General features: G+C 66.1%; 24 protein-coding genes and 1 riboswitch. Of the genes, 14 read left to right on the top strand and 10 right to left on the bottom strand.

Annotation, left to right across the window (positions count from 1 at the left end; genetic code table 11):
- Nucleotides 1–117: 117 nt before the first annotated feature.
- The 5 genes from ACWJI3_RS01055 to ACWJI3_RS01035 all read left to right on the top strand — a co-directional run bounded on the left by ACWJI3_RS01055 (nucleotide 118) and on the right by ACWJI3_RS01035 (nucleotide 4429).
- Nucleotides 118–903 (top strand): hypothetical protein, encoded by a 786-nt coding sequence (locus ACWJI3_RS01055; RefSeq protein WP_480202540.1) that lies wholly within the window; start codon nucleotides 118–120, stop codon nucleotides 901–903.
- 4 nt (nucleotides 904–907) lie between these two features.
- The gene (locus ACWJI3_RS01050) at nucleotides 908–1606 is read left to right on the top strand and encodes a hypothetical protein (RefSeq protein ID WP_094510889.1); all 699 of its coding nucleotides are present in this window, start codon (nucleotides 908–910) and stop codon (nucleotides 1604–1606) included.
- A 5-nt stretch (nucleotides 1607–1611) separates the two neighbouring features.
- Nucleotides 1612–2853, top strand: coding sequence for a nickel pincer cofactor biosynthesis protein LarC (gene larC, locus ACWJI3_RS01045; RefSeq protein WP_480202539.1), 1242 nt, complete (start codon nucleotides 1612–1614; stop codon nucleotides 2851–2853).
- A complete protein-coding gene (locus tag ACWJI3_RS01040; protein WP_480202538.1) occupies nucleotides 2853–3845 on the top strand; it encodes a UPF0104 family protein in 993 nt (330 codons plus the stop codon). The genes larC and ACWJI3_RS01040 overlap by 1 nt, the downstream gene beginning before the upstream one ends.
- 101 nt (nucleotides 3846–3946) lie before the next feature.
- Complete coding sequence (locus ACWJI3_RS01035) at nucleotides 3947–4429, top strand: Fur family transcriptional regulator (RefSeq protein ID WP_255099543.1); 483 nt, start codon at nucleotides 3947–3949, stop codon at nucleotides 4427–4429.
- On the opposite strand, the gene ACWJI3_RS01030 is transcribed toward ACWJI3_RS01035, so the two are convergent.
- Entirely contained in the window at nucleotides 4380–4592 is a 213-nt protein-coding gene (locus ACWJI3_RS01030) for a hypothetical protein (protein ID WP_255099544.1), read from the bottom strand. The two genes, ACWJI3_RS01035 and ACWJI3_RS01030, sit on opposite strands and share 50 nt — an antisense overlap.
- A gap of 290 nt (nucleotides 4593–4882) precedes the next feature.
- Here ACWJI3_RS01030 and ACWJI3_RS01025 point away from each other — a divergent pair, with 290 nt between their 5' ends.
- Nucleotides 4883–5479, top strand: a complete 597-nt coding sequence (locus ACWJI3_RS01025; RefSeq protein WP_094510892.1) for a Crp/Fnr family transcriptional regulator — start codon at nucleotides 4883–4885, stop codon at nucleotides 5477–5479.
- Between the two features lie 64 nt (nucleotides 5480–5543).
- On the top strand, nucleotides 5544–5819 hold the full coding sequence (locus ACWJI3_RS01020) for a hypothetical protein (RefSeq protein ID WP_144036920.1): 276 nt from the start codon (nucleotides 5544–5546) through the stop codon (nucleotides 5817–5819).
- 118 nt (nucleotides 5820–5937) lie between these two features.
- Here ACWJI3_RS01020 and ACWJI3_RS01015 read toward each other — a convergent pair whose 3' ends face one another.
- Nucleotides 5938–6513 (bottom strand): ferritin, encoded by a 576-nt coding sequence (locus ACWJI3_RS01015; RefSeq protein WP_255099547.1) that lies wholly within the window; start codon nucleotides 6511–6513, stop codon nucleotides 5938–5940.
- A gap of 478 nt (nucleotides 6514–6991) precedes the next feature.
- On the opposite strand from ACWJI3_RS01015, the gene ACWJI3_RS01010 reads away from it, so the two are divergent.
- Nucleotides 6992–8152: an ABC transporter ATP-binding protein gene (locus tag ACWJI3_RS01010; RefSeq protein WP_480202537.1), complete on the top strand. Its 1161-nt coding sequence runs from the start codon at nucleotides 6992–6994 to the stop codon at nucleotides 8150–8152.
- A gap of 145 nt (nucleotides 8153–8297) precedes the next feature.
- Here the strand turns inward: ACWJI3_RS01010 and ACWJI3_RS01005 are convergent, their stop codons facing one another.
- Nucleotides 8298–8534 (bottom strand): hypothetical protein, encoded by a 237-nt coding sequence (locus ACWJI3_RS01005; RefSeq protein ID WP_480202536.1) that lies wholly within the window; start codon nucleotides 8532–8534, stop codon nucleotides 8298–8300.
- 462 nt (nucleotides 8535–8996) lie between these two features.
- On the opposite strand from ACWJI3_RS01005, the gene ACWJI3_RS01000 reads away from it, so the two are divergent.
- Both ACWJI3_RS01000 and ACWJI3_RS00995 read left to right on the top strand, forming a co-directional pair.
- Nucleotides 8997–9542: a ferritin gene (locus tag ACWJI3_RS01000; protein ID WP_094510897.1), complete on the top strand. Its 546-nt coding sequence runs from the start codon at nucleotides 8997–8999 to the stop codon at nucleotides 9540–9542.
- A 262-nt stretch (nucleotides 9543–9804) separates the two neighbouring features.
- Nucleotides 9805–10830, top strand: coding sequence for a chlorophyll a/b binding light-harvesting protein (locus ACWJI3_RS00995; protein WP_480202535.1), 1026 nt, complete (start codon nucleotides 9805–9807; stop codon nucleotides 10828–10830).
- A 178-nt stretch (nucleotides 10831–11008) separates the two neighbouring features.
- Here ACWJI3_RS00995 and ACWJI3_RS00990 read toward each other — a convergent pair whose 3' ends face one another.
- Complete coding sequence (locus ACWJI3_RS00990) at nucleotides 11009–11317, bottom strand: hypothetical protein (RefSeq protein ID WP_255099554.1); 309 nt, start codon at nucleotides 11315–11317, stop codon at nucleotides 11009–11011.
- A 157-nt stretch (nucleotides 11318–11474) separates the two neighbouring features.
- Between ACWJI3_RS00990 and fldA the strand changes: the two genes are divergently transcribed.
- Nucleotides 11475–11999, top strand: a complete 525-nt coding sequence (gene fldA, locus ACWJI3_RS00985) for a flavodoxin FldA (RefSeq protein WP_255099556.1) — start codon at nucleotides 11475–11477, stop codon at nucleotides 11997–11999.
- A gap of 34 nt (nucleotides 12000–12033) precedes the next feature.
- Here the strand turns inward: fldA and ACWJI3_RS00980 are convergent, their stop codons facing one another.
- Nucleotides 12034–12276, bottom strand: a complete 243-nt coding sequence (locus ACWJI3_RS00980; protein WP_480202534.1) for a hypothetical protein — start codon at nucleotides 12274–12276, stop codon at nucleotides 12034–12036.
- 552 nt (nucleotides 12277–12828) lie between these two features.
- On the opposite strand from ACWJI3_RS00980, the gene ACWJI3_RS00975 reads away from it, so the two are divergent.
- On the top strand, nucleotides 12829–13947 hold the full coding sequence (locus ACWJI3_RS00975) for an esterase-like activity of phytase family protein (protein ID WP_480202533.1): 1119 nt from the start codon (nucleotides 12829–12831) through the stop codon (nucleotides 13945–13947).
- Nucleotides 13948–13987: 40 nt separating this feature from the next.
- On the opposite strand, the gene ACWJI3_RS00970 is transcribed toward ACWJI3_RS00975, so the two are convergent.
- The 5 genes from ACWJI3_RS00970 to ACWJI3_RS00950 form a co-directional block, all read right to left on the bottom strand.
- Nucleotides 13988–15505 carry an ABC transporter permease gene (locus ACWJI3_RS00970; protein WP_480202532.1) on the bottom strand — a complete coding sequence of 506 codons (1518 nt, stop codon included), beginning with the start codon at nucleotides 15503–15505 and terminating at the stop codon, nucleotides 13988–13990.
- A 62-nt stretch (nucleotides 15506–15567) separates the two neighbouring features.
- Nucleotides 15568–16620 carry an extracellular solute-binding protein gene (locus ACWJI3_RS00965; RefSeq protein WP_094510902.1) on the bottom strand — a complete coding sequence of 351 codons (1053 nt, stop codon included), beginning with the start codon at nucleotides 16618–16620 and terminating at the stop codon, nucleotides 15568–15570.
- Between the two features lie 315 nt (nucleotides 16621–16935).
- Nucleotides 16936–17079 (bottom strand): hypothetical protein, encoded by a 144-nt coding sequence (locus ACWJI3_RS00960; RefSeq protein ID WP_198948234.1) that lies wholly within the window; start codon nucleotides 17077–17079, stop codon nucleotides 16936–16938.
- Nucleotides 17080–17156: 77 nt separating this feature from the next.
- Complete coding sequence (locus tag ACWJI3_RS00955) at nucleotides 17157–17780, bottom strand: HupE/UreJ family protein (protein ID WP_480202531.1); 624 nt, start codon at nucleotides 17778–17780, stop codon at nucleotides 17157–17159.
- A 27-nt stretch (nucleotides 17781–17807) separates the two neighbouring features.
- A riboswitch (cobalamin riboswitch) is annotated at nucleotides 17808–17989 on the bottom strand.
- Nucleotides 17990–18069: 80 nt separating this feature from the next.
- A complete protein-coding gene (locus ACWJI3_RS00950) occupies nucleotides 18070–19275 on the bottom strand; it encodes a CobW family GTP-binding protein (protein WP_480202980.1) in 1206 nt (401 codons plus the stop codon).
- Between the two features lie 317 nt (nucleotides 19276–19592).
- Here ACWJI3_RS00950 and ACWJI3_RS00945 point away from each other — a divergent pair, with 317 nt between their 5' ends.
- On the top strand, nucleotides 19593–20591 hold the full coding sequence (locus tag ACWJI3_RS00945) for a DnaJ C-terminal domain-containing protein (protein ID WP_480202530.1): 999 nt from the start codon (nucleotides 19593–19595) through the stop codon (nucleotides 20589–20591).
- Nucleotides 20584–20892 carry a chaperone modulator CbpM gene (locus tag ACWJI3_RS00940; protein WP_094510905.1) on the top strand — a complete coding sequence of 103 codons (309 nt, stop codon included), beginning with the start codon at nucleotides 20584–20586 and terminating at the stop codon, nucleotides 20890–20892. The genes ACWJI3_RS00945 and ACWJI3_RS00940 overlap by 8 nt, the downstream gene beginning before the upstream one ends.
- Nucleotides 20893–20957 lie beyond the last annotated feature (65 nt).

Below are 20957 nucleotides of genomic sequence, written 5' to 3'. Positions count from 1 at the left end.
CCGCTCCGGGCCGCGGAACGGCGGATCACCCCTGATCACGCCCCCAACACCCTGATCCCGTCAGGAGTTCGCTCCCGCAGGATCCCCCGCCAGCCCTCTCTGCCAGCGCCCGCTCCAATGCGCCTCCATCCGATTTCCCCGGTCACCGAGCCGATGCAGTACCGGGCCATCGGCGTGGTGCAGGGTCAGTACGTGGCCACCGATCCGGAGCACGACACCCGCGGCTTGATCCGCACGGCAGACGGCACCGAGCTGGAAGCGGTGCTGCTGGGCCGGGTGCTGAGCCTGGTGCGACGTCGCCTCGATCCGGACAGGCCCCACCTGTGGGTGGTGTACCCCCGCTGCCGCGATACCGGCACCCTGCACCTGCAGATCGTGGGCGTGTGGGAACCGAGCACCCTGCTGGCCGCCGAAGCAGATGCTCCCGATGCGGATGCTGCTGCCGATCCCACGGTGGACCAGCTGCCGGAAGGCGATGGCTACTTTTCCGTGCGGGGTGAGCTGGTATTCACCCGGCCGGAGAGCGGTGAGCTGGTGGTGAAGGTGCGCCAGCAGGCCCGGGGCGAGGAAACCCGCCCGCAGCCGTTCAAGTTGCAGCTGCGCGGCGAGATCCCGCTGGAGCATCTGCGTCACTTCGTGGCCCTGCACCTGCGCCGCGATGGCCAGGCGCTGCGGGTGGAGTCGTATGAGGTGATCGGTCCGGTGGCCCAACGGGGCAATCGCGGTGGCAAAGGGCGTGGCAACGGGCGAGATGGTGCCGGCCGTGGCGCCCCCCGCGGCGGTGACCGCCGCGCCGGTGCTCCGGTGGGATCGGGCGCCAGCGGGGCGCCGGCCAGCGGAGCAGCAGCGGGCAGCCCTGTCCGCGACCCTCAACGCACCGCCATCCGGCGCCCGGGGAACTGAGGCCATGGCCACGCCTGGTCCCGCAAAGCCGGTGGGGGATGGGTCCACCGCCGCGCTCAACGCCGGCATCGCCGTGGCGACGATCACGCTGCTGGCGGTGCTCGGCCCGGTGCTGGGTCTCTCGCCCTGGATCATCGCCCTGGCCGCAGGCAGCGCCCTCACCGCGCTCAGCCTCGATGCGTTGCGTTTCGGGGGACGCGGCGGCCACCTGCTGGCTGAAGCACTGCCGGGTGGTGCGGGGCGGCTGCACCGGATCGCGGTGCACGAGGCCGGCCATGCCCTCGTCGCCGACCACGACCAGCTGCCGGTGCGGCGGGTGCTGGTGGGCAGCCTGGCCTGCCTGCGCGAAGGACTGAGCGCCAACGGCAGCACCGAATTCGAGCTGCCGGCCCACGCCAAGTTGCCGGCCGAGGAGCTGCGCCGCTGGAGCCGGGTGCTGCAGGCGGGCATGGTGGCCGAACAGCTTCTCTACGGCAACTCGCGCGGCGGCTCCGACGACAAGGCCCTGCTCGGGCGTCTCTGGGGTCTCTCCGGCTTTGATGTGGCCACCGCCCAGCTGGAGCAACGCCGCGCCCGCCGCGAGGTAGAGCAGCTGCTGCGGGCACGGCAAAACGAGCTGGAAGGGCGCGCCGAGGCCCTTGTGGCCGCCGCCCCGCGTCTGCTGCGCAGCACGGAGCCCCAGGCGGCACCCACCCCCGGCTGACCGCCATGGCGCTGGCCTATCTGGATTGTCCGACCGGGGTGGCGGGCGACATGCTGCTGGCCGCCCTCTTCGATCTGGGCCTGCCGCGCTCCGTGGTGGAGGTCCCCCTGGCGCAACTCGGTCTGGCCGGCGCCTACCGCCTCACCGTCACCGAGGCCCGCAGCGGTGGCCAGCGCGGCGCCCGCGTCTCGGTGGAGGGACTGGAGCCGCATCCGCCGCACCGCCACTGGCTGGAGCTGCGCGAGCAGATCGGCGCGGCGCCGCTGGAGCCGGCCCTGAAGCAGCGGGTGCTGGCGGTGTTCACCCGCCTGGCCGAAGCCGAGGGCCGGGTGCACGGCCATGCCCCTGAGCAGGTGCACTTCCATGAGGTGGGGGCCGTCGATGCCCTCGTCGACATGGTGGGCGTGTGCGCCGGGCTGCTGCACTTCCAGGTGGAGCCACTGATCTGTGCGCCGCCGCCGGCCGGTCACGGTACGGTGCGCTCCGCCCATGGCCTGCTGCCGCTGCCGGCCCCGGCGGTGCTGGAGCTCGCGCGCGCGCGGCAGGTGCCCCTGGCCGGCGCCGCTGAGCTGCCGGCCGGGGAGCTCACCACCCCCACCGGCATGGCGCTGCTGAGTGAATGGGCCACGGCCTTCGGCGCCCAGCCCTCGATGGTGCCCAGCGCCGTGGGCATCGGCCTGGGTCACCGCGTGCTCGATCGACCCAACCTGTTGCGGCTCTGGCTGGACGAGGCCAGCGCCCCCCCGATGGCCGGGCACGCGCTGCTGGAAACGGTGCTGCTCCAGCAGGCGCAGATCGATGACGCCAGCGCCGAAGATCTGGCCTTCCTGGCCGACGAACTGCGCCGGGCCGGTGCCCTGGAGGTGTTCAGCCAGCCGGCGTTGATGAAGAAGGGACGCAGCGGCGTGCTGCTCAGCGTGGTGGCACACCCCCAGGCGGCGCCAGCGCTGCGGGCGATCTGGTGGCGGCATGGCACCAGCCTCGGGGTGCGGGAGCAGCTGCAGCAGCGCTGGTGCCTGCCGCGCCACCAGGCCCAGCTGGCCACCCCCTGGGGGCCGGTGCGGGTGAAGGTGTCGCTGCTGCCCGATGGCCAGCGCCAGCTCAAGGCCGAGCACGACGACCTGATCGCCTTGGCCAGGCGCGAGCAACTCAGCCTGCGGCAGGTGCGCGCGGCGGTGCAGCAGGCGCTCGCCGACCCGGCCGCCCTGGCCGAGCACAATGCGGCGGCGATGCCGGACCAGGACTGATGCCCAACCTGCGCCACCTGGTGACCTCCCTGCCCGGCGGCTTGCGGCTCTGGGCGAGCCTGCTCAGCTTCGGCTTTCTGTTCGCCGCCCTGCTGGCCAATGCGCCGCAACTGCTGGCACTGCGACTGGATCCACAGGGATGGCTGTGGCTGGTGGTCGGCACGGGGGTAAGCCTGCTGAGCCTGGTGGTCAACGGGCTGGCCTGGAGCGTGGGGCTGCAGTGGCTGGGGGCACGACCCCGCTGGGACACCTGCGTACGGCTCTACCTGCGCAGCAACCTGCTCAAGTACCTGCCCGGCGGCTTCTGGCACCTGGCCTCACGCGTGCAGTCGCTGCGGACGGGGCCGGAAGCGCCAGCCGCCGATTGCCCCACGCCTCAGGCGCCCCATCCGCTGGCCAGCCGCGAGCCCGTGGGCACGGCACTGGCTCTGGTGGCCGTGCTGCTCGATCCCCTACTGGCGGCGAGTGCCGCCCTGGCAATGGTGCCGATCGGCGGCTGGCAAGACGGGCTGGCACTGGTGGCGCCGCTGCCGTTGATCGGCCTGATGCCGGGTTGGTCGAACCGTGTTCTGAACCGGCTGCAGCGGCAGCGGGCGCGCCAGCTCTCGCTCGATGACGCCACTGACAAACTGCCGCCGGTCTCTCTGCCCGGCTACCCGCTGCTGCCCCTGCTGGCCCAGGTCCCGTTCGTGCTACTTCGCTTCGCCGGCTTTGCCTGCGCCGTGATCGCCTTCGATCAGCAGCTGTCACTCAGCTGGCCGGTCTGGCTGGCGGGCTTCGCCCTGGCCTGGACGGCCGGGCTGGTGGTGCCGGGTGCTCCCGGGGGCCTCGGGGTGTTCGAAGCGGTGCTGGTGCTCCGGCTGGGCGGCCAGGTGCCGGAGGCGCCGTTGCTGGCGGTGGCCCTCAGCTACCGCGTGGTTGTCACCGTGGCCGACCTGTTCGGGGCACTCACGGCCCGCCTGGACGAACAGCTGGCCAGTGAACGCGCCTGATCGGTGCACAGGCGGTCGAGAACGGAACAATCACGACAACGCCATGGTCTGTCCAGGGTTCGCAACAGCATCTATTGTTGAGAAGCACAGCCGCCCACCTGGTGCCCACCCGTTCAGCCATTGGTAGGGGCCAGGTTCCCGCGATTCCTGAAGGCCTGCGCAACAGCCTCCACGGCCGCGGGCAGCGGCTGACGCCCCAGCGCCAGCGGGTGCTCGATCTGTTCCGCCGCATCGGTGAAGGCAGCCACCTGAGTGCCGAAGAAGTGCACCAACGGCTGCTGGGGGAGCAGACGCGCGTGTCACTGGCCACTGTGTACCGCACGTTGCGCCTGCTCAGTGCCCTGGAGCTGCTGCGGGAACTGGAGCTGCCGGAAGGCGGACGGCGCTTTGAGCTGGCCAGCGACAGCCACCGCGATCACCACCACCTCGTATGCGTGAGCTGCGGCCGCACCGAGGAGTTCGACAGCGCGCAGGTGATGGCAGCAGGAGAAACGGCCGCCCAGACCCACGGCTTCCGCCTGCTGGAGTGTGTGCTCACCGTGCGGGCGCTGTGTCCCCGCTGTGCCGCTGCGGCCCCACGCTGAGCGGCGCCACTGCAGCCGCCCCCCTCTGGCCCTGGTCCACAGCCGTGACCAGGGCGGCTCCAGGGAAGCCCAGCTCCGGAGCCGTGAGGCCGAGCTGTTGATGGGCCCAGTTGGTGGCCAGCGCGGCCAGCAGGGAAGCACGATCACCGCGGATGCGAAGCATGGGGAACGAAGTGGGAATGGGATCAGGTTGCGTCGACGCCGCACAAAGGCCAGCACCGTCACCACATGCGAAGCGCCCAAATAGCACCAGACGCCGTTGCCAAAGCCCAGGCCACCAGAGCCCCAGTCCTTACCTGCAAGTACCAGGTGGCCGATCGTCCACAGGCGATCCGACGCCAGGAACCCCCCGCCGGCGTCCAGGGCTTGCAACTACCAGTTGCTATTGAGAACCACTTGCAAAAAGGCGGCACAGCTGTTTAGAGTGCGAGTCATTCTCAATAAGCCCCATCCGTGAGTTTCCGCTTTCTGCCCGATCAGCCCGCGGCTGCTGTACGCATGCCCACCGGCCAGACGGTGCTCCTCGATCCCCTGCACCGTCCCAGTGGCAGCTGCATCGAGGTGCTGGAAGGCATCGCCCGGGTGTACTGCCCCTGCGAGGAAACCGAGGGCATGACCCTCGCCTTTCTCCAACCCGGCGATCAACTGCGCACCGACCGCCTCTGCAGTGAAGGGGTCTGCGTGGAGGCGCTCACGCCCCTGTGTTTCCGCAGTGACGGCGAAGCGGGCACGGGTGATGGCTTTGACCCCGTCAATGAATGGACGCTGCAACTGCTGCGCATCCGCCACCTCGGCAGTGCCGAGCAACGGCTCCATGCCCTGTTCGGTCTGCTGGTGCGCCGCCTGGGGCGCCGCTGCGGTCCCTGGTGCGACCTTCCCTTCCGCCTCACCCACGAACGCATCGGTGAACTGATCGGCACCACCCGCGTCACCACCACCCGGCTGATCTCGCGGATCCGGCAGGCGGAACTGATGGAAGCGCCCAGCGGCCAGACGGGCATGCGCGTGGCCCCTTCCCTGGTGGAGTCCGCACCGCTGGCAGCGGCTTGAGGGAGCGCAGATCGTGGTGTGCTCTTCCTCACTCCTGCCCCCCTGCAGAGAGGCCCCATCGCCCTTGTCCCCGTTGAACGACGGCCCCGCCGACAGCCTGCTGGGCAGCCTGTGCCGTGAAATGGGCAAGCTGCTCAGCCGGCGGCGCCAGATCGCCACGCAATTGACGCGCTGCCGTGATGCCGGCCTGATCCGCAGACTGCAGGGTGAATTGCAGCGCATGGCGGTGCGGCAGGCCGAAGTGCACGCTGTCGGTCTGGCACTACGCCGTGCCCCAGGACTGGATCCCTTCAGTGTGGCCTTTCTGGTGGAACTCAGCCGCCGCCACAGCCTGGCCTGAAGCAAGCAACCAGAGCCATGGCCTGGACATAGCGGATAGGCCTCAGGCTGAACAAGCGGGGAAGTGATGCTCAAGACCAAACAGACACCGCCGATCTCCAGGCACCTTCAGGCCGGAATCATGCCGCCAGTTTGGACGGTGTTGCTTTGCCACCCTCGAGCTCGGCATCAAGGATCAGCAGCGCCGCAGATTCGCCACCAGCCAGGCGCCAACGACCGAGCCGGTGGGCCGCCTCATCTTCAGAGGCCGTCTGCTGATCAATCAAGGGATCCAGAAACACAGTGGTGCGCACATCGCCGGATTGCTCTGCCAATGCATACAACTGATGCAAAGAGGTGGTGACATCCACTTCCATCTGAAAAACAGACAGAAGCACGTCCTCGATGTCGTTCCACACTTGCTTGGGCGCATGGATACCGCCCAGAACCACAGGCTGACCACGGGCGATCAGGTAATCGGCGAACAGGCCGGCGTGATTGCGTTCCTGATCCGATTCCGCCTTGAACGTGCGGGAGAAGCCACGCAGATCGCGCTCGGCGAACCAGACGGCCAGGGCCCAATAGGCGGAGCTGGCGTTCAATTCCATCGCCAGATGCTGCTGAAGCGCCTCAAGCAGCACCTCCTGCATGGGCTGGGCCACCGGCCGCCCGCCGCTCAGGAGGGTGCCAGTGGCGTGCTGAGTGCCAAGAACCATGGGTGCAATCCGCTTGATGCCGACTCAGCTTAGAGAGGCGGAAGGGCGAACAGTTCAGCGGCTCGATCCAGCACAGCGGCATGTTCGATTTGTCACACCCTGAAGTGATCACAATGGGAAAGTCGCCAGCTCAACCACCTAGAGTTAATGGAGTCTGTCTGAATGCCATGGCCGGAGCGGCCTCTCACTCTGAACAACTCACTGCCACCCAACCCACAGCCACACGGCAACGTCGCGATCGCATCCGAATCGCCAAGAAGAAAGGGTGCAAGCGTTCAAAGTGTTCGAACTGGAAAGGCGGCTGCTGCCGCTGCGGACGTTGATCACGCAGCAGCATCAATGGCAATCCGATTTGCGGTTCGTAGTCGCCACTCTGGGCCGCCCGCTGCTGGCACCTTGGAGGCCTCGTTTCCGGTGCCGCCAGCATCTGATGGGGATCACCCTTCAGGCCGTCGTCAGCACAGGGGAGGTCTGATTCATGCTGCAGTCGCATCAATCTGACCGACCATCTCCCGATCCCACTGTTCTCCACGCGCCCAATCCTGCTTCTCTCCACGCGATCGAACTGCAAGGTCTGTGGCACCGGTTTCCCGGTGGCTGCGGCGGTTCGGAATGGACCCTGCAAGGCATTGATCTGCGTCTTGAGCGTGGCGAACTGGTGGGCTTGCTGGGCCCATCCGGCTGTGGCAAAACCACCTTGCTGCGCCTGATCGCCGGCTTCGAATGGCCGCAGCGGGGCGTGATCCGCCTGGCGGGCCGTGAGGTGTCCGGTCCGAACTGCTGCCTTGCTCCCGAGCGCCGGGGCGTGGGCATGGTCTTTCAGGATTACGCCCTGTTCCCCCACCTCACGGCCTGGGGCAATGTCTGTTTCGGTCTCAGACAACGGCAGAACAAGGGCCGTGCCGCCTGGCTGCTGAACCTGCTGGGTCTGAGTGAACTGGCGGAGCGCTACCCGCACGAGCTCTCCGGTGGCCAGCGTCAGCGGCTCGCCCTGGCGCGCGCGCTGGCGCCGGAACCGGCGGTGGTTCTTCTCGATGAGCCCTTTTCCAACCTGGATGTGGAGGTGCGGCTGCGGCTGCGCAGCGAATTGCCCACCGTGCTGGCACAGTGCGGCACGAGCGGACTGATCGTCACCCACGACCCCGAAGAGGCGCTTGCGATCTGTGATCGGGTGGCGGTGCTCCATGACGGGCGTCTGCACCAATGCGCCAGCCCTCAGCAACTGGTCCAACAACCCGCCACCTCCTTCGTGGGGCGTTTCGTGCTGCAAGGCAATGTGCTGCCGGCCTGGTGGCAGGGCTCGGATCTGCACACACTGCTGGGGCCAGTGCAGCCGCTCAGCGGTCCCTCCCTCCCGCGCCTGAGTGTTCAGGAAGCAGCCGTGGAGGTGCTGGTGAGCCCCGACGACATTGAGCTGGAGGCGGACGATTCCGGCGCCGGCAAAGTGATGGGCCGCGAGTTTCTGGGCCGCAGCTGGCTCTATCAGGTGGAGCAGGGGGATGTGCGCCTGCGTGTACGCAGACCCATGGACATGCCGCTGCAGATCGGCCAGCACTGCGCCTTGCGTCTGCGTCCTTCTGCCGTAGTGAAATCCTTTCCAGCCACGTCCAGCCCTCAACCCACGCTGGTTCCGAGCTGAGAAAAAACTCCCTCAGCCCACCTGGTGAGGGAGTCCGTCTCCGCCATCAGTGTGGGTGCAATCAGTCAGAGGTGCTGTCATCTTCAGCGCCTCATTCTGTGGCCAATGGCACCTCCAGCGAACAGGAATGCCACTCAGCGCCGGATCAGCCCTCAGGGTCATATTCAATGCGCATCCACAACGTGCGATGGCTGTCGGGTTGCCTCAGCAATTCGAGATGCTCACACTTAAGGCAGCGTGCAGCGGCACTGTTGCCTTGCCTCTCCAGCTGGGCCATACGCTCCAGGCACCATTGCTGAATGGCACAGAGCTCATCGGTGCGCTTCCTGGTGCGCTGCTCCACGGGCAGGCGGGGAAGTTCACCGGGAAAATCATTGGGCATGGGCGGATCCGTTTGGGGGTCAGGGAGAACTCAGTGGAGTCGGGAAGGGATGACAACCAGCAGATCATGGGTTTCAGAACGTCTCCGGGTCGGTCATGGATGGAAGAGCCTGGTTCTGTCACACATGGACGGAAAGGCTTGGTGATCGTGATACAAATCGTGGACTACAGATCGCAACCACAACGCATGGCGCAAGTCGGAACCACAGCTCATGGCGCAAGTCGCAACCACAGCTGATGGCATCAGGAGGTTCAGAGATTGCAGATTGATGTCGGCAGATTCTCTCTGACGCAGCAGCCGATCAACGCGATGAAAGCTACGAGCGGTGGTGATCGATGGTTCGAAGGGCAGTCGTGTGCAATCGCTCATACCCTCTCCGGGCAGACACGACAACCTGTGAACTCTGGCTCACGGGGAGCACTCAGGTTGCTAGATCAAGAGAGACATCACTGAACGAACCACATGAAAGAGTTGACGCAAGCGATCAACACCCACCTGGAGGCTGAGTTTCACGCCAGCCATAGCTACCTGTCGATGTCGATCTGGCTGCGGGAGAAGGATCTTGCCGGCTTCGCCGAATACATGCTCAACAAAAGCAATGAGGAGCGAGGTCATGCCTCCCGCATGATCGATTATCTGCTCGACTGTGACGAACAGGTGATTCTGCCCACCATTCAGTCGCCGCAACGCTCCTGGGACTCCACCCAGGCGTTGTTCGATCAGGTGCTGGTGATGGAGAAAGCCGTCACAGCCTCCATCAACCGCCTGTACACCTTGGCGGAAGCGGATGGTGAGCGAAGCGCTTCCGCCATGTTGGATTGGTTTGTCGAAGAACAGATCCAGGAAGAGGCGGAAGCCCGCTTTGTGCTGCAGCGTCTGCGCTTGGCAGGGGACAACTCCGCCGCCTTGTTGCTCCTGGATCAGCAGTTCCTTGATGGCACCGCTCTCGCCAGCGTGAAGCGTGCGGCCAGCCGCTATCGGGGTGGCGGTGGTGGTGGCGCCGCCTGAGAGTCGCCATTGCCCGTGGTGAGGGGCTTCTGGGGCGTTGTGACGAGTGGCCTGTTCCTGAAGGAAGCCGTTCTGGTGAGGTTTCAGCCACTGCCCCGCCAACTCCAAACCAAGCGCATGGCCTCGGTGATTGTCCGCAAAGGCACGACACGAACGCTTCATTGATACACAATCCCGTACGCAATCAGCTGCCAGATAGTCATTTCATACGCATCAATCGCTGGAGCTTCAACTTACATTGACGCTGCCTCGCGCAAGCTTGATGCAATCGTATGGAAACCCAAAGGTCAATGATGACTGGTGGGCAGGCAATTCACTGGTGACCAATGAAGCCGGCACATTCATTGCAGCGCATGCTGCTCATGCCGGCTTGATCATGTTCTGGGCGGGCTCGTTCACCATCTACGAGCTCAGCCGTTACGACCCTGCTCAGCCGATGGGTGAGCAAGGCCTGATTCTTCTGCCAAACCTGGCGCGCCTTGGTCTTGGCGTTGGGGAAGGTGGTGTGATCGCCCATGCGGAGCCGATCATCGCCATCGCCGCCTTCCACCTGGTGAGCGCCGCCGTACTGGCCGCCGGAGGGATGTGGCACCTCTTCCGTGCCCCCACCGACCTTGGCACCACGCAGGGCGGCGCCAAGCGCTTCAACTTCGACTGGGAAGACCCTGCCAAGCTGGGGGTGATCCTGGGCCATCACCTGATCTTCCTGGGCCTGGGAGCCATTGCGTTTGTTGAACTGGCCAAACGGGTGGGCATCTACGACCCTGCCCTTCAAGCGGTTCGAACCGTGCAACCGCACGTGGATCTGGCCACAATCTGGGGCTATCAGACCAGCTTCCTCTCGATCTCCAGCCTGGAAGATGTGATCGGTGGCCATGTGGTGATCGCCTTCATGCTCACCGTGGGCGGGGTATGGCACATCCTGGTGCCACCGTTGCCCTTCGCACGCAAGCTGGTTCTTCAATCGGCCGAATCGATTCTGTCTTACTCCATTGGATCGATGGCCTTGATGGGATTTGTGGCCAGCCTCTGGTGTGCCTCGAACACCACCGTGTATCCGGTGGAATTCTTTGGGCCTGCGCTCACGCTGAAATTTTCCTTCTCTCCCTACTTCGCCGACAGCGTGGATCTGCCGTTGGGGGTTCACACCGCTCGTGCCTGGCTGGCGAATGCCCACTTCTTTCTGGCCTTCTTCTTCCTGCAGGGCCATCTCTGGCACGCTCTGCGGGCTCTCGGCTTTGATTTCCGCCGGGTAGGCAAGGCACTTGAAATGATGGAGACTGCCTGAAACTCCAACGTTGAGTGAACACCGCTGTTGAACCTCCACAGGTGAAACACTGTGGAAACTCGTCCGCGTTTACCGCAACCAGGGGAAGCCCAGCTGTCAGAACCGCGACTGTGAGATTCACAACTTGCCCTGGCCTTCCGGCCAGGGCTTTCTGCTGCGGGCGGCTGCACGCTGAAAGTCAGAGGAGCGACACAGGACTGAGAGAATCAATCAGCTCCCGTTCAAGCTCAGCCTTGATCACCTCAACCGCCTGCAACTCCTGATAAAGCTGAGCCAATGTCTGTTCCTGCACCTGGATGCCCTGCACCAGGGCAAGCTGCTCCTGGGTGAGACGCGGATACTCCAGGCTGAGCTTCTGGATGGGCTGATGCTGGCGGATCTTGCCCAGCAAAGCCGGCCCATGGACGGCTGGCGTGTTGCTGTGGTGGGGTGTAAAGGCACAGGAGGGCCAGGAGGAGATGGCTGTGAAACTGAGCGTGTTGGGCATGGAATACAAGGCAACAGGATCAACGTAACGTTGATGACTTGATCGCCTGAATCCATTGATGCTTAGCTTATGTCGGCAATGTCACCTGTCGATGTCGTTCCACACAGCTCCACAAGGACTGCTGGTGATTAGAACATCAACGTTCTGATTCAGCACAATGCCCGTTCGCATCTTGTTTGCCACCACCACCGGAAAAACGGAGGACGTTGCCACCCGCCTCGCTGAGCTGATCGGACCCTCTGCCAGCGTGCAGGATGTGGGTGATCTCGACGCCACCGAGGAGTTGGAAGCTTCGGGCGACCTGATCTGTTGCGTGCCCACCTGGAACACCGGAGCAGATTCGATGCGCTCCGGAACCGCCTGGGACAGCCACGTGGAAAGCATCCCTGACCTGCAGATGAGCGGTCGAACGGTGGCGATTGTGGGCCTGGGAGATTCTTCCTCCTACTCCGATTACTTCTGCGATGCCATGGAAGAGCTCTACACGGCATTCATCCAGTCTGGGGCCAGAATGGTCGGCAGGGTATCACCCGCTAGCTACGACTTTTCAGAATCAAAGAGTGTGGTGAATGGGCTATTCTGCGGCCTGCCTCTCGATGAAGACAGTGAACCCGATGTCACTGATGAACGACTTGCGCTGTGGGTAAAGCAGCTGCAATCAGAAGCTCCCGGGATGTTCTGACACTCTGAAGCCAATCCTCTGGGTAGCGATTGCGTCAGCCTTCGTCATTACGGGCTCTCCAACAGGAGGGAAGCCAGAGGATGTTCCAGGCATTGGTTTCCACCAGCATCTCAAGATGCTCACTGGTCAGGCAGCGGGCATCTTCCAGATCGGATCGCAACGACAGCAGTGAAAGGCGTTCCATGCACCAATCCCTGAGGCTGGTGAGCTGCAGGATGCGATTGAGGATCTCGTTCTCTTCGCTTGAGTGCATCTGTGACTCGTCCATCACGATCACGCCATGGCAGTGCGATGAGATCATCTTCATGGGGTGTGCTGTGCCTTGCCTTGAAAATGCGACGCACGGGCGTAGCAAATTAACCAACGACGTCCTGGCTCATCATTCTCCATGTCCTCCCGAGAAGGTTGATCATGACGAAGGGGATCATGACTCGTCGATCTTGAGAAGACTGATCCGGACTTGACTGATCATGCTCAGGCTGATCCTGGATCAGCACACAGCCTGGATCAACTGTGCAATCAGTCCTTGATCCAAGGCCTGTGGCTTGACTGCCTCTGCAGGATGTTCATCAAGCGCGGTGCGTTCAGGATTCAAGGTCCCCCCAACCCGTGCGCTCCGGCGGCATGCCGCGCATCAAGGGCGATCAACAGTCGTTGTCACAGGATCCTTGCCTGATCCATCGTCGACGCATCTAGGGCACGTCTTCGTTGGGCCACAAGTCCTGATCTGCACTGTCATTCCTCTTCCGCAGATTGACCACGGAGCCAGTTGCGGACGACCAGGCCTGCGTGAGGCACCACTGCAGCTGGAGCAGCGCCATCGTGGGCCTTGGAGCCGTCTCTGATCGCTGTGATTCCCGTAGCACCCCTGACCGTGCCGCTGCAGCCTCCCGCGGAGCCAGCCTGGGTGCTGCCCTGTCCGGGAGAGGTGAGCTGGCAGCTGCTGGACGAGGTGCAGCTGCCCCGGGAGGGCACCGACGGCCTACCGCTCGGTGGCTTCTCAGCCACTGCCATGGACCCGGAGGGCCGCAGCCTGTGGCTGCTCAGCGACGCCCCCGCACCCTTCCTGGTGCCGCTGCATGGCGTCGCGCGTCTCGGGGAGAACGGGGGCATACCGCCGGTGGTCGGCCGGCGGCTGAGGCTCACCGATGCCAACGGCCAGCCGTTTGCCCACCCCCTCGACGGTGAAGGGCTGGTGATCAAGGGCGGATCGTTCTGGATCGTGAGCGAGGGGCGCCGCACGCTGGAGCAGCCGCCGCGGTTGCTGCGCTTTCAGCGGGCCACGGGGCACCTGCAGGAGGCGTTTGACCTGCCGGCGGACTGGCAGGCGGCGCCGGGGCGGGGCCTGGGCTCGAACCAAGGGCCAGAAGCGCTGACCTTGCTGCCGGTATCGCCAGCGGCGCCGGGCGGTTCAGGCCTGCCCCCTTCTCTACTGCTGGCGGCCGAGCGGCCCCTGCTGCAGGACCCGGAGGGTTCGCTGCGCCTGCTGCGTTTCGGCCCGCTGGCCAGGAGCCTGGCCGGCAACGCCTCCTCAACCACCCCTGAGACCGCAGCCCCGCAGCCTGCCTTTCTGCCGACTGGGCGTCTGGCGGTGGCGCTGGAGGGTCCCCAGTGGGGCCTCACCGAGCTGCTGGCGCCGCCGAGCTCCGGGCTGCTGCTGGGGCTGGTGCGGGGCTATGCCGCGCCGAACCGCTGGTGGGCGCGGCTGGTGGAGTTCCACCTGCCGGCAAGCCGGCCCGCAGGTGAGCACGCCCCACCACTCGCACCGGTGCGGCAGTGGGATCTGCTGGCGGCCGGGCTCAGCCCCGACAACTGGGAGGCCCTCGCCGTGGGCCCGGCCCTGGCCGATGGACGCCCCACGCTGCTGCTGGCCAGCGACGACAACTTCAACGTGCTGCAGGCGAACCGGATCGCCCGGATCGCCCCCCGCTGTCCGGCGCGTCCCTGAACCAGGGCCCCCAGCGCGAGCCCAGCTCTGGCGTCGCGTTTCAGCTCCGGTCCTGACCGGAACCGAGCCGTTCGAGGCTGGGCATGAGCGCCACCGCCGCCACCAGGCCCAGAGCCACGATCAGCAGCGCCGGCACCAGCGCGGACGACACCCGTTCATCACCGGCGTACTGATAAACGCGCACCGCCAGGGTGTCGAAATCGAAGGGGCGCAGGGAGAAGGTGAGCGGCAGCTCCTTGACCGTATCGACGAAAACCAGCAGCGCACCGACCAGCAGCGGGCCTTTCAGCAGGGGCAGATGCACACGCCGCAGCACCTGGGTCCAGCTGCAGCCAAGGCCGGTGGCCGCCTCATCCACGCTGGGCGGAATCCGCTCCAGAGCGGCATCAAGGCCGCCCTTGGAGACGGCCAGAAAACGATCGCTGTAGCCCCAGAGCAACAGAAGCAGCGGGCTGAGGCCGAGCGGGCCGCCGATCAGCATCAGGGCCAGGGCCAGCACCGTGCCGGGGATCGCGTAGCCCATGCCGGCCGTGAAGGTGAGCTGACGCAGGAAGGACTGGGGGATCCAGCGGCGGGCGATCGCCAGCACCACCGCCGCCACCACCGTCACCAGGGCAGCGGCAAGGGCCAGGCCAAGGCTGCGCAATGTGAGCGCCACCAGCTCCTCGGGTGAATCGCTCTGCAGGTGGTCGCGGCTCATCACCAGCCAGGTGAGCGGAATCGCCAGGCTGATCAGCGGCGGGACCAGGGTGAGCAGCTGGGCCGCACAGGACCGCCAACCGCTCAGGTGCCACTGCAGGGAGCTGGTGCCGTCATGGCCCATGTTCCAGCGGCGGCTGCGCTGGCGTAGCCAGCGTTCGGCTCCCACCAGCAGACTCACCATCACCAGGGCGATCAGGGCCAGCCCCACGGCTCCCTGCAGATCCCCTTCACCCTGCCAGCGCTGCAGGATCCCGCGCGACAGGGTGGGCACGCCGAGCAGTTCGACCGCGCCCAGTTCATTCACCACCTCCATGCCGCTGAGGGCAACGCCGGCACCGATCGAGGGCAGGGCCAGTGGCAGCGCCACCCGCCGAAAGCTGCCCCACGGACCAACTCCCAGGCTGCGGCAGGCCTCCAGCTGGCGGTGGCCGCTCATCGAGAAGCTCTCGGTGGAGAGCAGGAACACATAGGTGTAAGTGGTGAGGCTGAGCAGCAGCACCGCCCAGCCGATGCCGTGAAAGCGGAAGCCCCAGCGGCTGCCGAGATCGACGAGCACGGCAGCCAGCACAAACGCAGGGGCCGCCAGAGGAAGCACCTGCGCCAGGCGCAGCCAGCGCCGGCCGGGGAAGAGGCAACAGGCCGTGAGCCAGCCGTTGGCCGTGCCCACCAGGGCGCCGATCATGCCGACACCGATCACAAGCCCCACAGTGTTGACCACCTGCTCAACGCCCTCGGCACCCAGCTGGAGGGTGCTGGAGCCGGGGGCCAGCAGGGCATAGCCCACCAGCACCAGCACCGGCAACAGGGCCAGGGCTGAGACCAGCACAACCGCTGCCGTGAGGGAGGCGCGCCGCATCGGCGGTGCGCCCTTGACAGCTGGTGCGCGTTCGGCTGTTGCCAGTGCCGCCATTCGGTGTCCTACTTCCAGCCGTTGGTTTCCATCATCCGGGTAGCGGCCCTGCTCCGTGCTCCGATCTGCTCGACCGAGACGCCATCCGCCCTGAAGGTACCGAAGCGCTTGAGGATGGGATTGTCACCCACGCCCTTGAGCGGGTACTCGTTGTTGGCTTCGGCGTAGCCGCGGCCACCGGTGGGGGAGGCCAGAAACTCGATCAGCCTGAGCGCAGCCTGGGGATTCTTGGCATGGCGCGTGACGCCGGCACCACTGATGTTGACGTGGGAGGGATTCACGTAGACCACCCGGAGCTGCTCAGCCAGGCGCTTGTCCTCGGCGCCACCTTCGCCCGAAAGCATGCGGGCCACGTAGTACGAGTTGACGACGCCAACCGCGCACTCACCCCGGGCGACGGCACGGGCCAGGGGGGTGTCCGAGGTGAAAAACGGCTGCTTCACGTTGGCCACCATGCCGCGCACCCAGTTGCGTGCGGTCGCGTCGCCGCGCAGGATCATCTGGCTGGCCACCAGCGACTGGTTGTAGGGGCTCTTGCGGTCGCGCAGGCAGAGCTTGCCCTTGAGGGCAGGCTTGGCCAGATCGGCGTAGGTGCGAATCGTGGCGGGATTCACCAGCTTCGGGTTGACCACCACCGCGCGCACCCGGCGGGTGAGGCCGTACCAGCGCCCCTGGGAGTCGCGCAGGTTGGCGGGCACATCGCGCTGCAGGGCTGCGGAGCGGCTGGGCTGGAACAGGCCCTGGTCGGTGGCGGTGTCGAGGCGGGCGGCATCCACCAGCACGAGCACATCGGCCGGGCTGTTGCGACCTTCACTCTTGAGGCGCTCGATGATGGCGTCGTCCTTGGCTTCCAGCACGTTCACCTTGATGCCTGTGCGGGCGGTGAACTGGCGGTAGAGCTCTTTGTCCGTGTTGTAGTGGCGGCCCGAGTACACCCCGATTTCAACGGGTTTGCGGTTGGGCGCCTGTTGCGCCAGGCCGGCACCAACGGCGGTGGCGATCGAAACAACCGTGAGACCGGCAGCAGCCAGCCTCACGGTGGCGGAAGAGATCCGTTTCATCCAGGAGATGGAGCGCCCGATGGCGCGAATGCAACATCTGGAGCGTAGGAATCAGGGTTTAGCTACCCACGTCGAAAGGGTGCGACCGGAAGTAACAAATGTGACCCGAAGAAAGACCGTTGGATCAGTGGATGGGGGAAACACCCAGGAACGAGAACCGCTCAGGCCGCTTGTCTGTCGTGGCTGGGGCATGAGAAGCGGGCTCTGCCCTGTGGAATGGCACGCCAGACAGATTCCCCGCAGGCAAGGCAACCCAAAGAAAAAGCGACCATCAGCAGGGCTGATGATCGCTGAGGGCTAGATAGAGGGAAGCGTTCAGCGGCTGGGGCGGACCCGGACTGGAACGAGAGCCGGCTGCATCAGACCGCCGCCGGAATTGTCGTCGTCAGAGTCGGTGGTGAGCCAGAAGGCCAGGCCGAACAGGGCGATGACGCCGGTGAAAAGCAGAAGTTCGACCATGGCACCCAACCGGTATCCAGCAACGTTAGCCAGAACCTGAGGGCTGACTGTGTCGATGACTGCGATTGGTGCTCAGCTCAGGCGGCGCCGGCGCCGGCGAGCAGACCGATCGGCCCCAGGGCCAGCAGCGCACCCACCACGGTGAGCAGAACGGCAAGACGCACGGTCCAGGCGGTGCCGAGCCGGCGCAGCAACAGGAACGTGACCCCCACGGTGAGGCCGGAGGCCAGCAGGGCTCCCGCCCACCAGCTGCTGGCACCGCTGGCTTCATGGCCGTGCAGCATCGCGTGGATCGCCACCGCCACCGTCACCACGGTGCCGGCCGCAGGAATGGAAGGAGGTTGGCCAGAGCGGCGGCTCATCAGGATCAGCACACCCAGACCCGAAACCGCCAGTGCCGCCAGCAGCTCAGCCACGGGCAGGCCGCCGCCGCTGACACCGAAGAACGCCCCGATCACGGCACCGGCCAGGGCGAACAGCAGGAGCTGGGCACTCACGAACGACGAGGCCGCACCCACGCCCACCAGCAGGAAGAGGTGGTCGAGGCCGGTGAGGGGATGGCTGAAGCCACCCGCCAGGCCGGCTCCTGCCAGGCCGTGGGCGGAGGCGGGCAGGGTGCCCAGCAGGCTGAGGCCAAGACCGGCGCAGCCGGCCAGCACCAGATCTCGGCCTGACGAGGACTTGAGGGAAGCGAAGGGCATGGTGAACTCCGGTCCGCGCCGGGGATTGAAGGGGGAGGAGCAGGGGCGAGCGTTCTGGCTGAGGGCCAACCTGTTGATGGGGCCCATCACAGCTGCGGGACAGCGCCGGAGTGACCACCACGCCTTCGGACAAGGGTGATGCTGGCACCGGACTTTCCTCGTTGCCTCACCGGGGTGCGCACCGGCAAACCACTGCGGGGTCAGTATGAAGCCAGCCCCGCCGCCCGGGAGTTCAACGGCAACCTTTGGATGCGGGGCCTCAGGTTGAAGGGCTGTCTGGCGAAGAGCGTCAGGAAAAGCCCTTGCCGGCCGCACCGCTGGCGACGCAGGCCCGCAGCTGACGGCGCAGCTTGTCGTGATCGAGCTCCTTGCCGATCAGCACCAGCTGGTTCTTGCGCGGTCCTTTCCAGTCGGTGTCGTCGATCGAGAAGCGCTTGCCCGCCAGGTGGAACACATGGCGCCGCTCGCTTTCGCTGAACCAGAGGATTCCCTTGGCCCGGAACACCCCGGCCGGCATCTGGTTGTCGAGGAAGTTCTGGAACTTGCGCAACGAGAAAGGCCCCTCGGCAGCGAAGGAGAGCGAGGTGAAGCCTTCGATCGCCAGATGGTCGGCGGCATGGACGCCGTCGCCATGGGCGTGATCGTGGCTGTGGTCATGGCCATGGCTGCTGTGGTCGTGGACGTGGACGCACTGGCCATGGTCGTGGTCGCAGGCGCTGTGGTCAGCGGTGTGGTCAGCGGCAGTGGCGTGGGTTGCGGCGGCACCCTCGGCCGCGCCGGCGCTGTGGGCATGGCTGTGGCCGTGATCGTGATCGTGGTCATGGCCGTGGTCGTGGCTGTGCGCCTTGGCCTCGCCGGCCTGGTCCGCCACCACCCGATCGGACTCGAACAGCCCCACGCTCAGCAGCAACGGCAGCGGCACCTGCCCGCTGACCGAGCGCAGGATGCGCGCGTCCTTCTTCAGCTCGCGCAGGCGTGATTCCACCTCCACCAGCCGCTCCTCCGCCACCAGATCGGTCTTGTTGAGCAGCAGGATGTCGCCATAGATCACCTGGGCGCGCCCCACCTCGCTCGCCATGGTGGAGTCGTCAAAGTTCTCCGCATCGATCAAGGTGATGATCGAATCGAGCCGGGTGGTGTCGCGCAGCTCGCTGCCGAGAAAGGTCATCGCCACCGGCAGCGGATCGGCGAGGCCGGTGGTTTCCACCACCAGGTAGTCGACCGGATCGGGGCGATCGAGGATGCGCTCCACCGCCTCCAGCAGTTCGCCGTTGATCGAGCAGCAGATGCAACCGTTGCTCAGCTCCACCATGTCGTCGCCGGTGGCGATGATCAGGTCGTTGTCGATGCCGATCTCACCGAACTCATTCACCAGGACGGCGGTCTTGATGCCGTCCTGGTTGCTGAGGATGTGATTCAGCAGGGTGGTTTTGCCGGCGCCGAGAAAGCCGGTGAGGATCGTCACCGGCAGGCTGGTGATGCCGGCCTCCGCCATGGCGGGGATGGGCACCGTCGCAGGGCCGTCGGCGCGGACATCGGTGGCGTGGAGATCACTGGCGGTGCTGGTCATGGCGATGGCGGCCAGGGCGGAGCTGATCCCACCAGTCTGGCGCCTGGCCTCTGCGAGCTGGCTCGCTGATGCGGCCGGTTGCAGGCTGGCAAGCGGCCAGGGCGCGGCCAGGAAGCTGCCGTTCCTACGCCTGACGCGGCGCGATCACGGCTGGGCGTGGCAGGGTTGGGAGGAGCCCCGTGCGGGCCGCCCCCACAGGCGGCCACCCTCCAGGCGCAGCTCTGTTCGGAGGCCCGGCGACGATGAAGTTCAAGGACTACTACGCCGCCCTGGAGCTGGAGCGCGACGCCGATGGCGACGCGATCAAGAAGGCCTACCGGCGGCTGGCCCGCCGCACCCACCCGGACGTGGCCAAGGAGCCCGGTGCCGAGGAGCGCTTCAAGGAGATCAGCGAGGCCTACCAGACCCTTTCCGATCCCGAGAAGCGCCAGGCCTACGACGACCTGGGCCGCCATGGCAGCGGGGAGGACTTCAGCCCACCGCCCGACTGGGAGAGCCGCTTCCGGCGGGAGGGCGGCCAGCCGGCCGGTCAGGACGTGGATCTGGCCGATCTGTTCGAGCAGATGGGCTTTGGCGTTTCTGGCGGCGCCGGTGGGTTTGGTGGCGGTTTCGGTAGCTCCGGCGGTTTCGGCCAACAGGCTGGCGGCTTCCCGGTCCGAGGCCAGGACCTGGAGGTGACCACGGAACTGACGCTGGAGCAGGCGGCCCAGGGCACCGAAGTGGCGTTCACGCTCAGCGTTCCCAGCCGCCGCGCCGACGGCGGCATGGCGCGGGAACCCCGCTCCGGCACGATCCGGGTGCCGCGCGGTGTGGCCGATGGCGAGCGCCTGCGGGTGCCGGGCCGTGGGGGCCCCGGCCTCGGCAGCGGCCCGGCCGGTGATCTGTTCCTGGAGATCCGGCTCAAGCCACACCCCCGGTTTCGCCCCGTGGGCCACGACCTCTACCTGGAGCTGCCGATCGCCCCCTGGGAGGCAGCACTGGGCGCTGAGATCGAGCTGCCCACGCTCGCTGGCACAGCGCGGGTGACCGTGCGGCCGGGCATGCGCAACGGCCAGAAGCTGCGGCTGGCGGGCAAGGGTCTGCCACGGCGCAAGGAGGGCGCCGGCGATCTTTACGGTGTGATCCAGATCGTGATGCCGGAGCAGATCGGTGATCGCGAACGGGAGCTCTACCGCGAGCTGGCCGAAGCCTCCGCGTTCAACCCCCGTCCATCGTTCGAAGGAGCCGCCACCCATGGCTGACGATCCGCTGATTCCCGCCGACGACGACAGCCCGGTGGCGCTCGAGGAGTTGCTGGCGGCCTCCGGCCTGGCCCATGAAGAGGTGAGTGAACTGGTCCAGTTCGGCGTGTTCCAGCTCACCGGCACGGGCACCTCCTGGTGCTTCCATGCCCGCACCCTCACGCTGGCCCGCCGCGCCGCCCGCCTGCGCGACGACTTCGGCCTCAACGTGCCCGGCATGGCCCTGGCCCTCACCTACCTCGAACGCATCGAGGCACTGGAAGCGCGGCTGCGGGAACTGGAGTGCCAGCTGCCGCGGTGAGATGGGGCCGCTGCAGCCACTCCATGGCGCGCGTCGCTAGCCAGTGCATCAGACCAGAACGGCCA

The organism is Marcopretia estuarina LEGE 06307, from assembly GCF_056633115.1.
The sequence above is the reverse complement of the archived record's forward strand: the minus strand, read 5'-3'. Positions and strand labels throughout refer to the sequence as shown.

What these genes read in the sequence shown, in the direction of transcription:
- ACWJI3_RS01055 (WP_480202540.1), top strand. Translation starts at nt 118, where the DNA reads ATGCGCCTCCATCCGATTTCCCCGGTCACCGAGCCGATGCAGTACCGG.
- ACWJI3_RS01050 (WP_094510889.1), top strand. Translation starts at nt 908, where the DNA reads ATGGCCACGCCTGGTCCCGCAAAGCCGGTGGGGGATGGGTCCACCGCC.
- larC (WP_480202539.1), top strand. Translation starts at nt 1,612, where the DNA reads ATGGCGCTGGCCTATCTGGATTGTCCGACCGGGGTGGCGGGCGACATG.
- ACWJI3_RS01040 (WP_480202538.1), top strand. Translation starts at nt 2,853, where the DNA reads ATGCCCAACCTGCGCCACCTGGTGACCTCCCTGCCCGGCGGCTTGCGG.
- ACWJI3_RS01030 (WP_255099544.1), bottom strand. Translation starts at nt 4,592, where the DNA reads ATGCTTCGCATCCGCGGTGATCGTGCTTCCCTGCTGGCCGCGCTGGCC.
- ACWJI3_RS01015 (WP_255099547.1), bottom strand. Translation starts at nt 6,513, where the DNA reads ATGGTTCTTGGCACTCAGCACGCCACTGGCACCCTCCTGAGCGGCGGG.
- ACWJI3_RS01010 (WP_480202537.1), top strand. Translation starts at nt 6,992, where the DNA reads ATGCTGCAGTCGCATCAATCTGACCGACCATCTCCCGATCCCACTGTT.
- ACWJI3_RS01005 (WP_480202536.1), bottom strand. Translation starts at nt 8,534, where the DNA reads ATGCCCAATGATTTTCCCGGTGAACTTCCCCGCCTGCCCGTGGAGCAG.
- ACWJI3_RS01000 (WP_094510897.1), top strand. Translation starts at nt 8,997, where the DNA reads ATGAAAGAGTTGACGCAAGCGATCAACACCCACCTGGAGGCTGAGTTT.
- ACWJI3_RS00995 (WP_480202535.1), top strand. Translation starts at nt 9,805, where the DNA reads ATGCAATCGTATGGAAACCCAAAGGTCAATGATGACTGGTGGGCAGGC.
- ACWJI3_RS00990 (WP_255099554.1), bottom strand. Translation starts at nt 11,317, where the DNA reads ATGCCCAACACGCTCAGTTTCACAGCCATCTCCTCCTGGCCCTCCTGT.
- fldA (WP_255099556.1), top strand. Translation starts at nt 11,475, where the DNA reads ATGCCCGTTCGCATCTTGTTTGCCACCACCACCGGAAAAACGGAGGAC.
- ACWJI3_RS00970 (WP_480202532.1), bottom strand. Translation starts at nt 15,505, where the DNA reads ATGCGGCGCGCCTCCCTCACGGCAGCGGTTGTGCTGGTCTCAGCCCTG.
- ACWJI3_RS00965 (WP_094510902.1), bottom strand. Translation starts at nt 16,620, where the DNA reads ATGAAACGGATCTCTTCCGCCACCGTGAGGCTGGCTGCTGCCGGTCTC.
- ACWJI3_RS00960 (WP_198948234.1), bottom strand. Translation starts at nt 17,079, where the DNA reads ATGGTCGAACTTCTGCTTTTCACCGGCGTCATCGCCCTGTTCGGCCTG.
- ACWJI3_RS00955 (WP_480202531.1), bottom strand. Translation starts at nt 17,780, where the DNA reads ATGCCCTTCGCTTCCCTCAAGTCCTCGTCAGGCCGAGATCTGGTGCTG.
- ACWJI3_RS00950 (WP_480202980.1), bottom strand. Translation starts at nt 19,275, where the DNA reads ATGGCGGAGGCCGGCATCACCAGCCTGCCGGTGACGATCCTCACCGGC.
- ACWJI3_RS00945 (WP_480202530.1), top strand. Translation starts at nt 19,593, where the DNA reads ATGAAGTTCAAGGACTACTACGCCGCCCTGGAGCTGGAGCGCGACGCC.
- ACWJI3_RS00940 (WP_094510905.1), top strand. Translation starts at nt 20,584, where the DNA reads ATGGCTGACGATCCGCTGATTCCCGCCGACGACGACAGCCCGGTGGCG.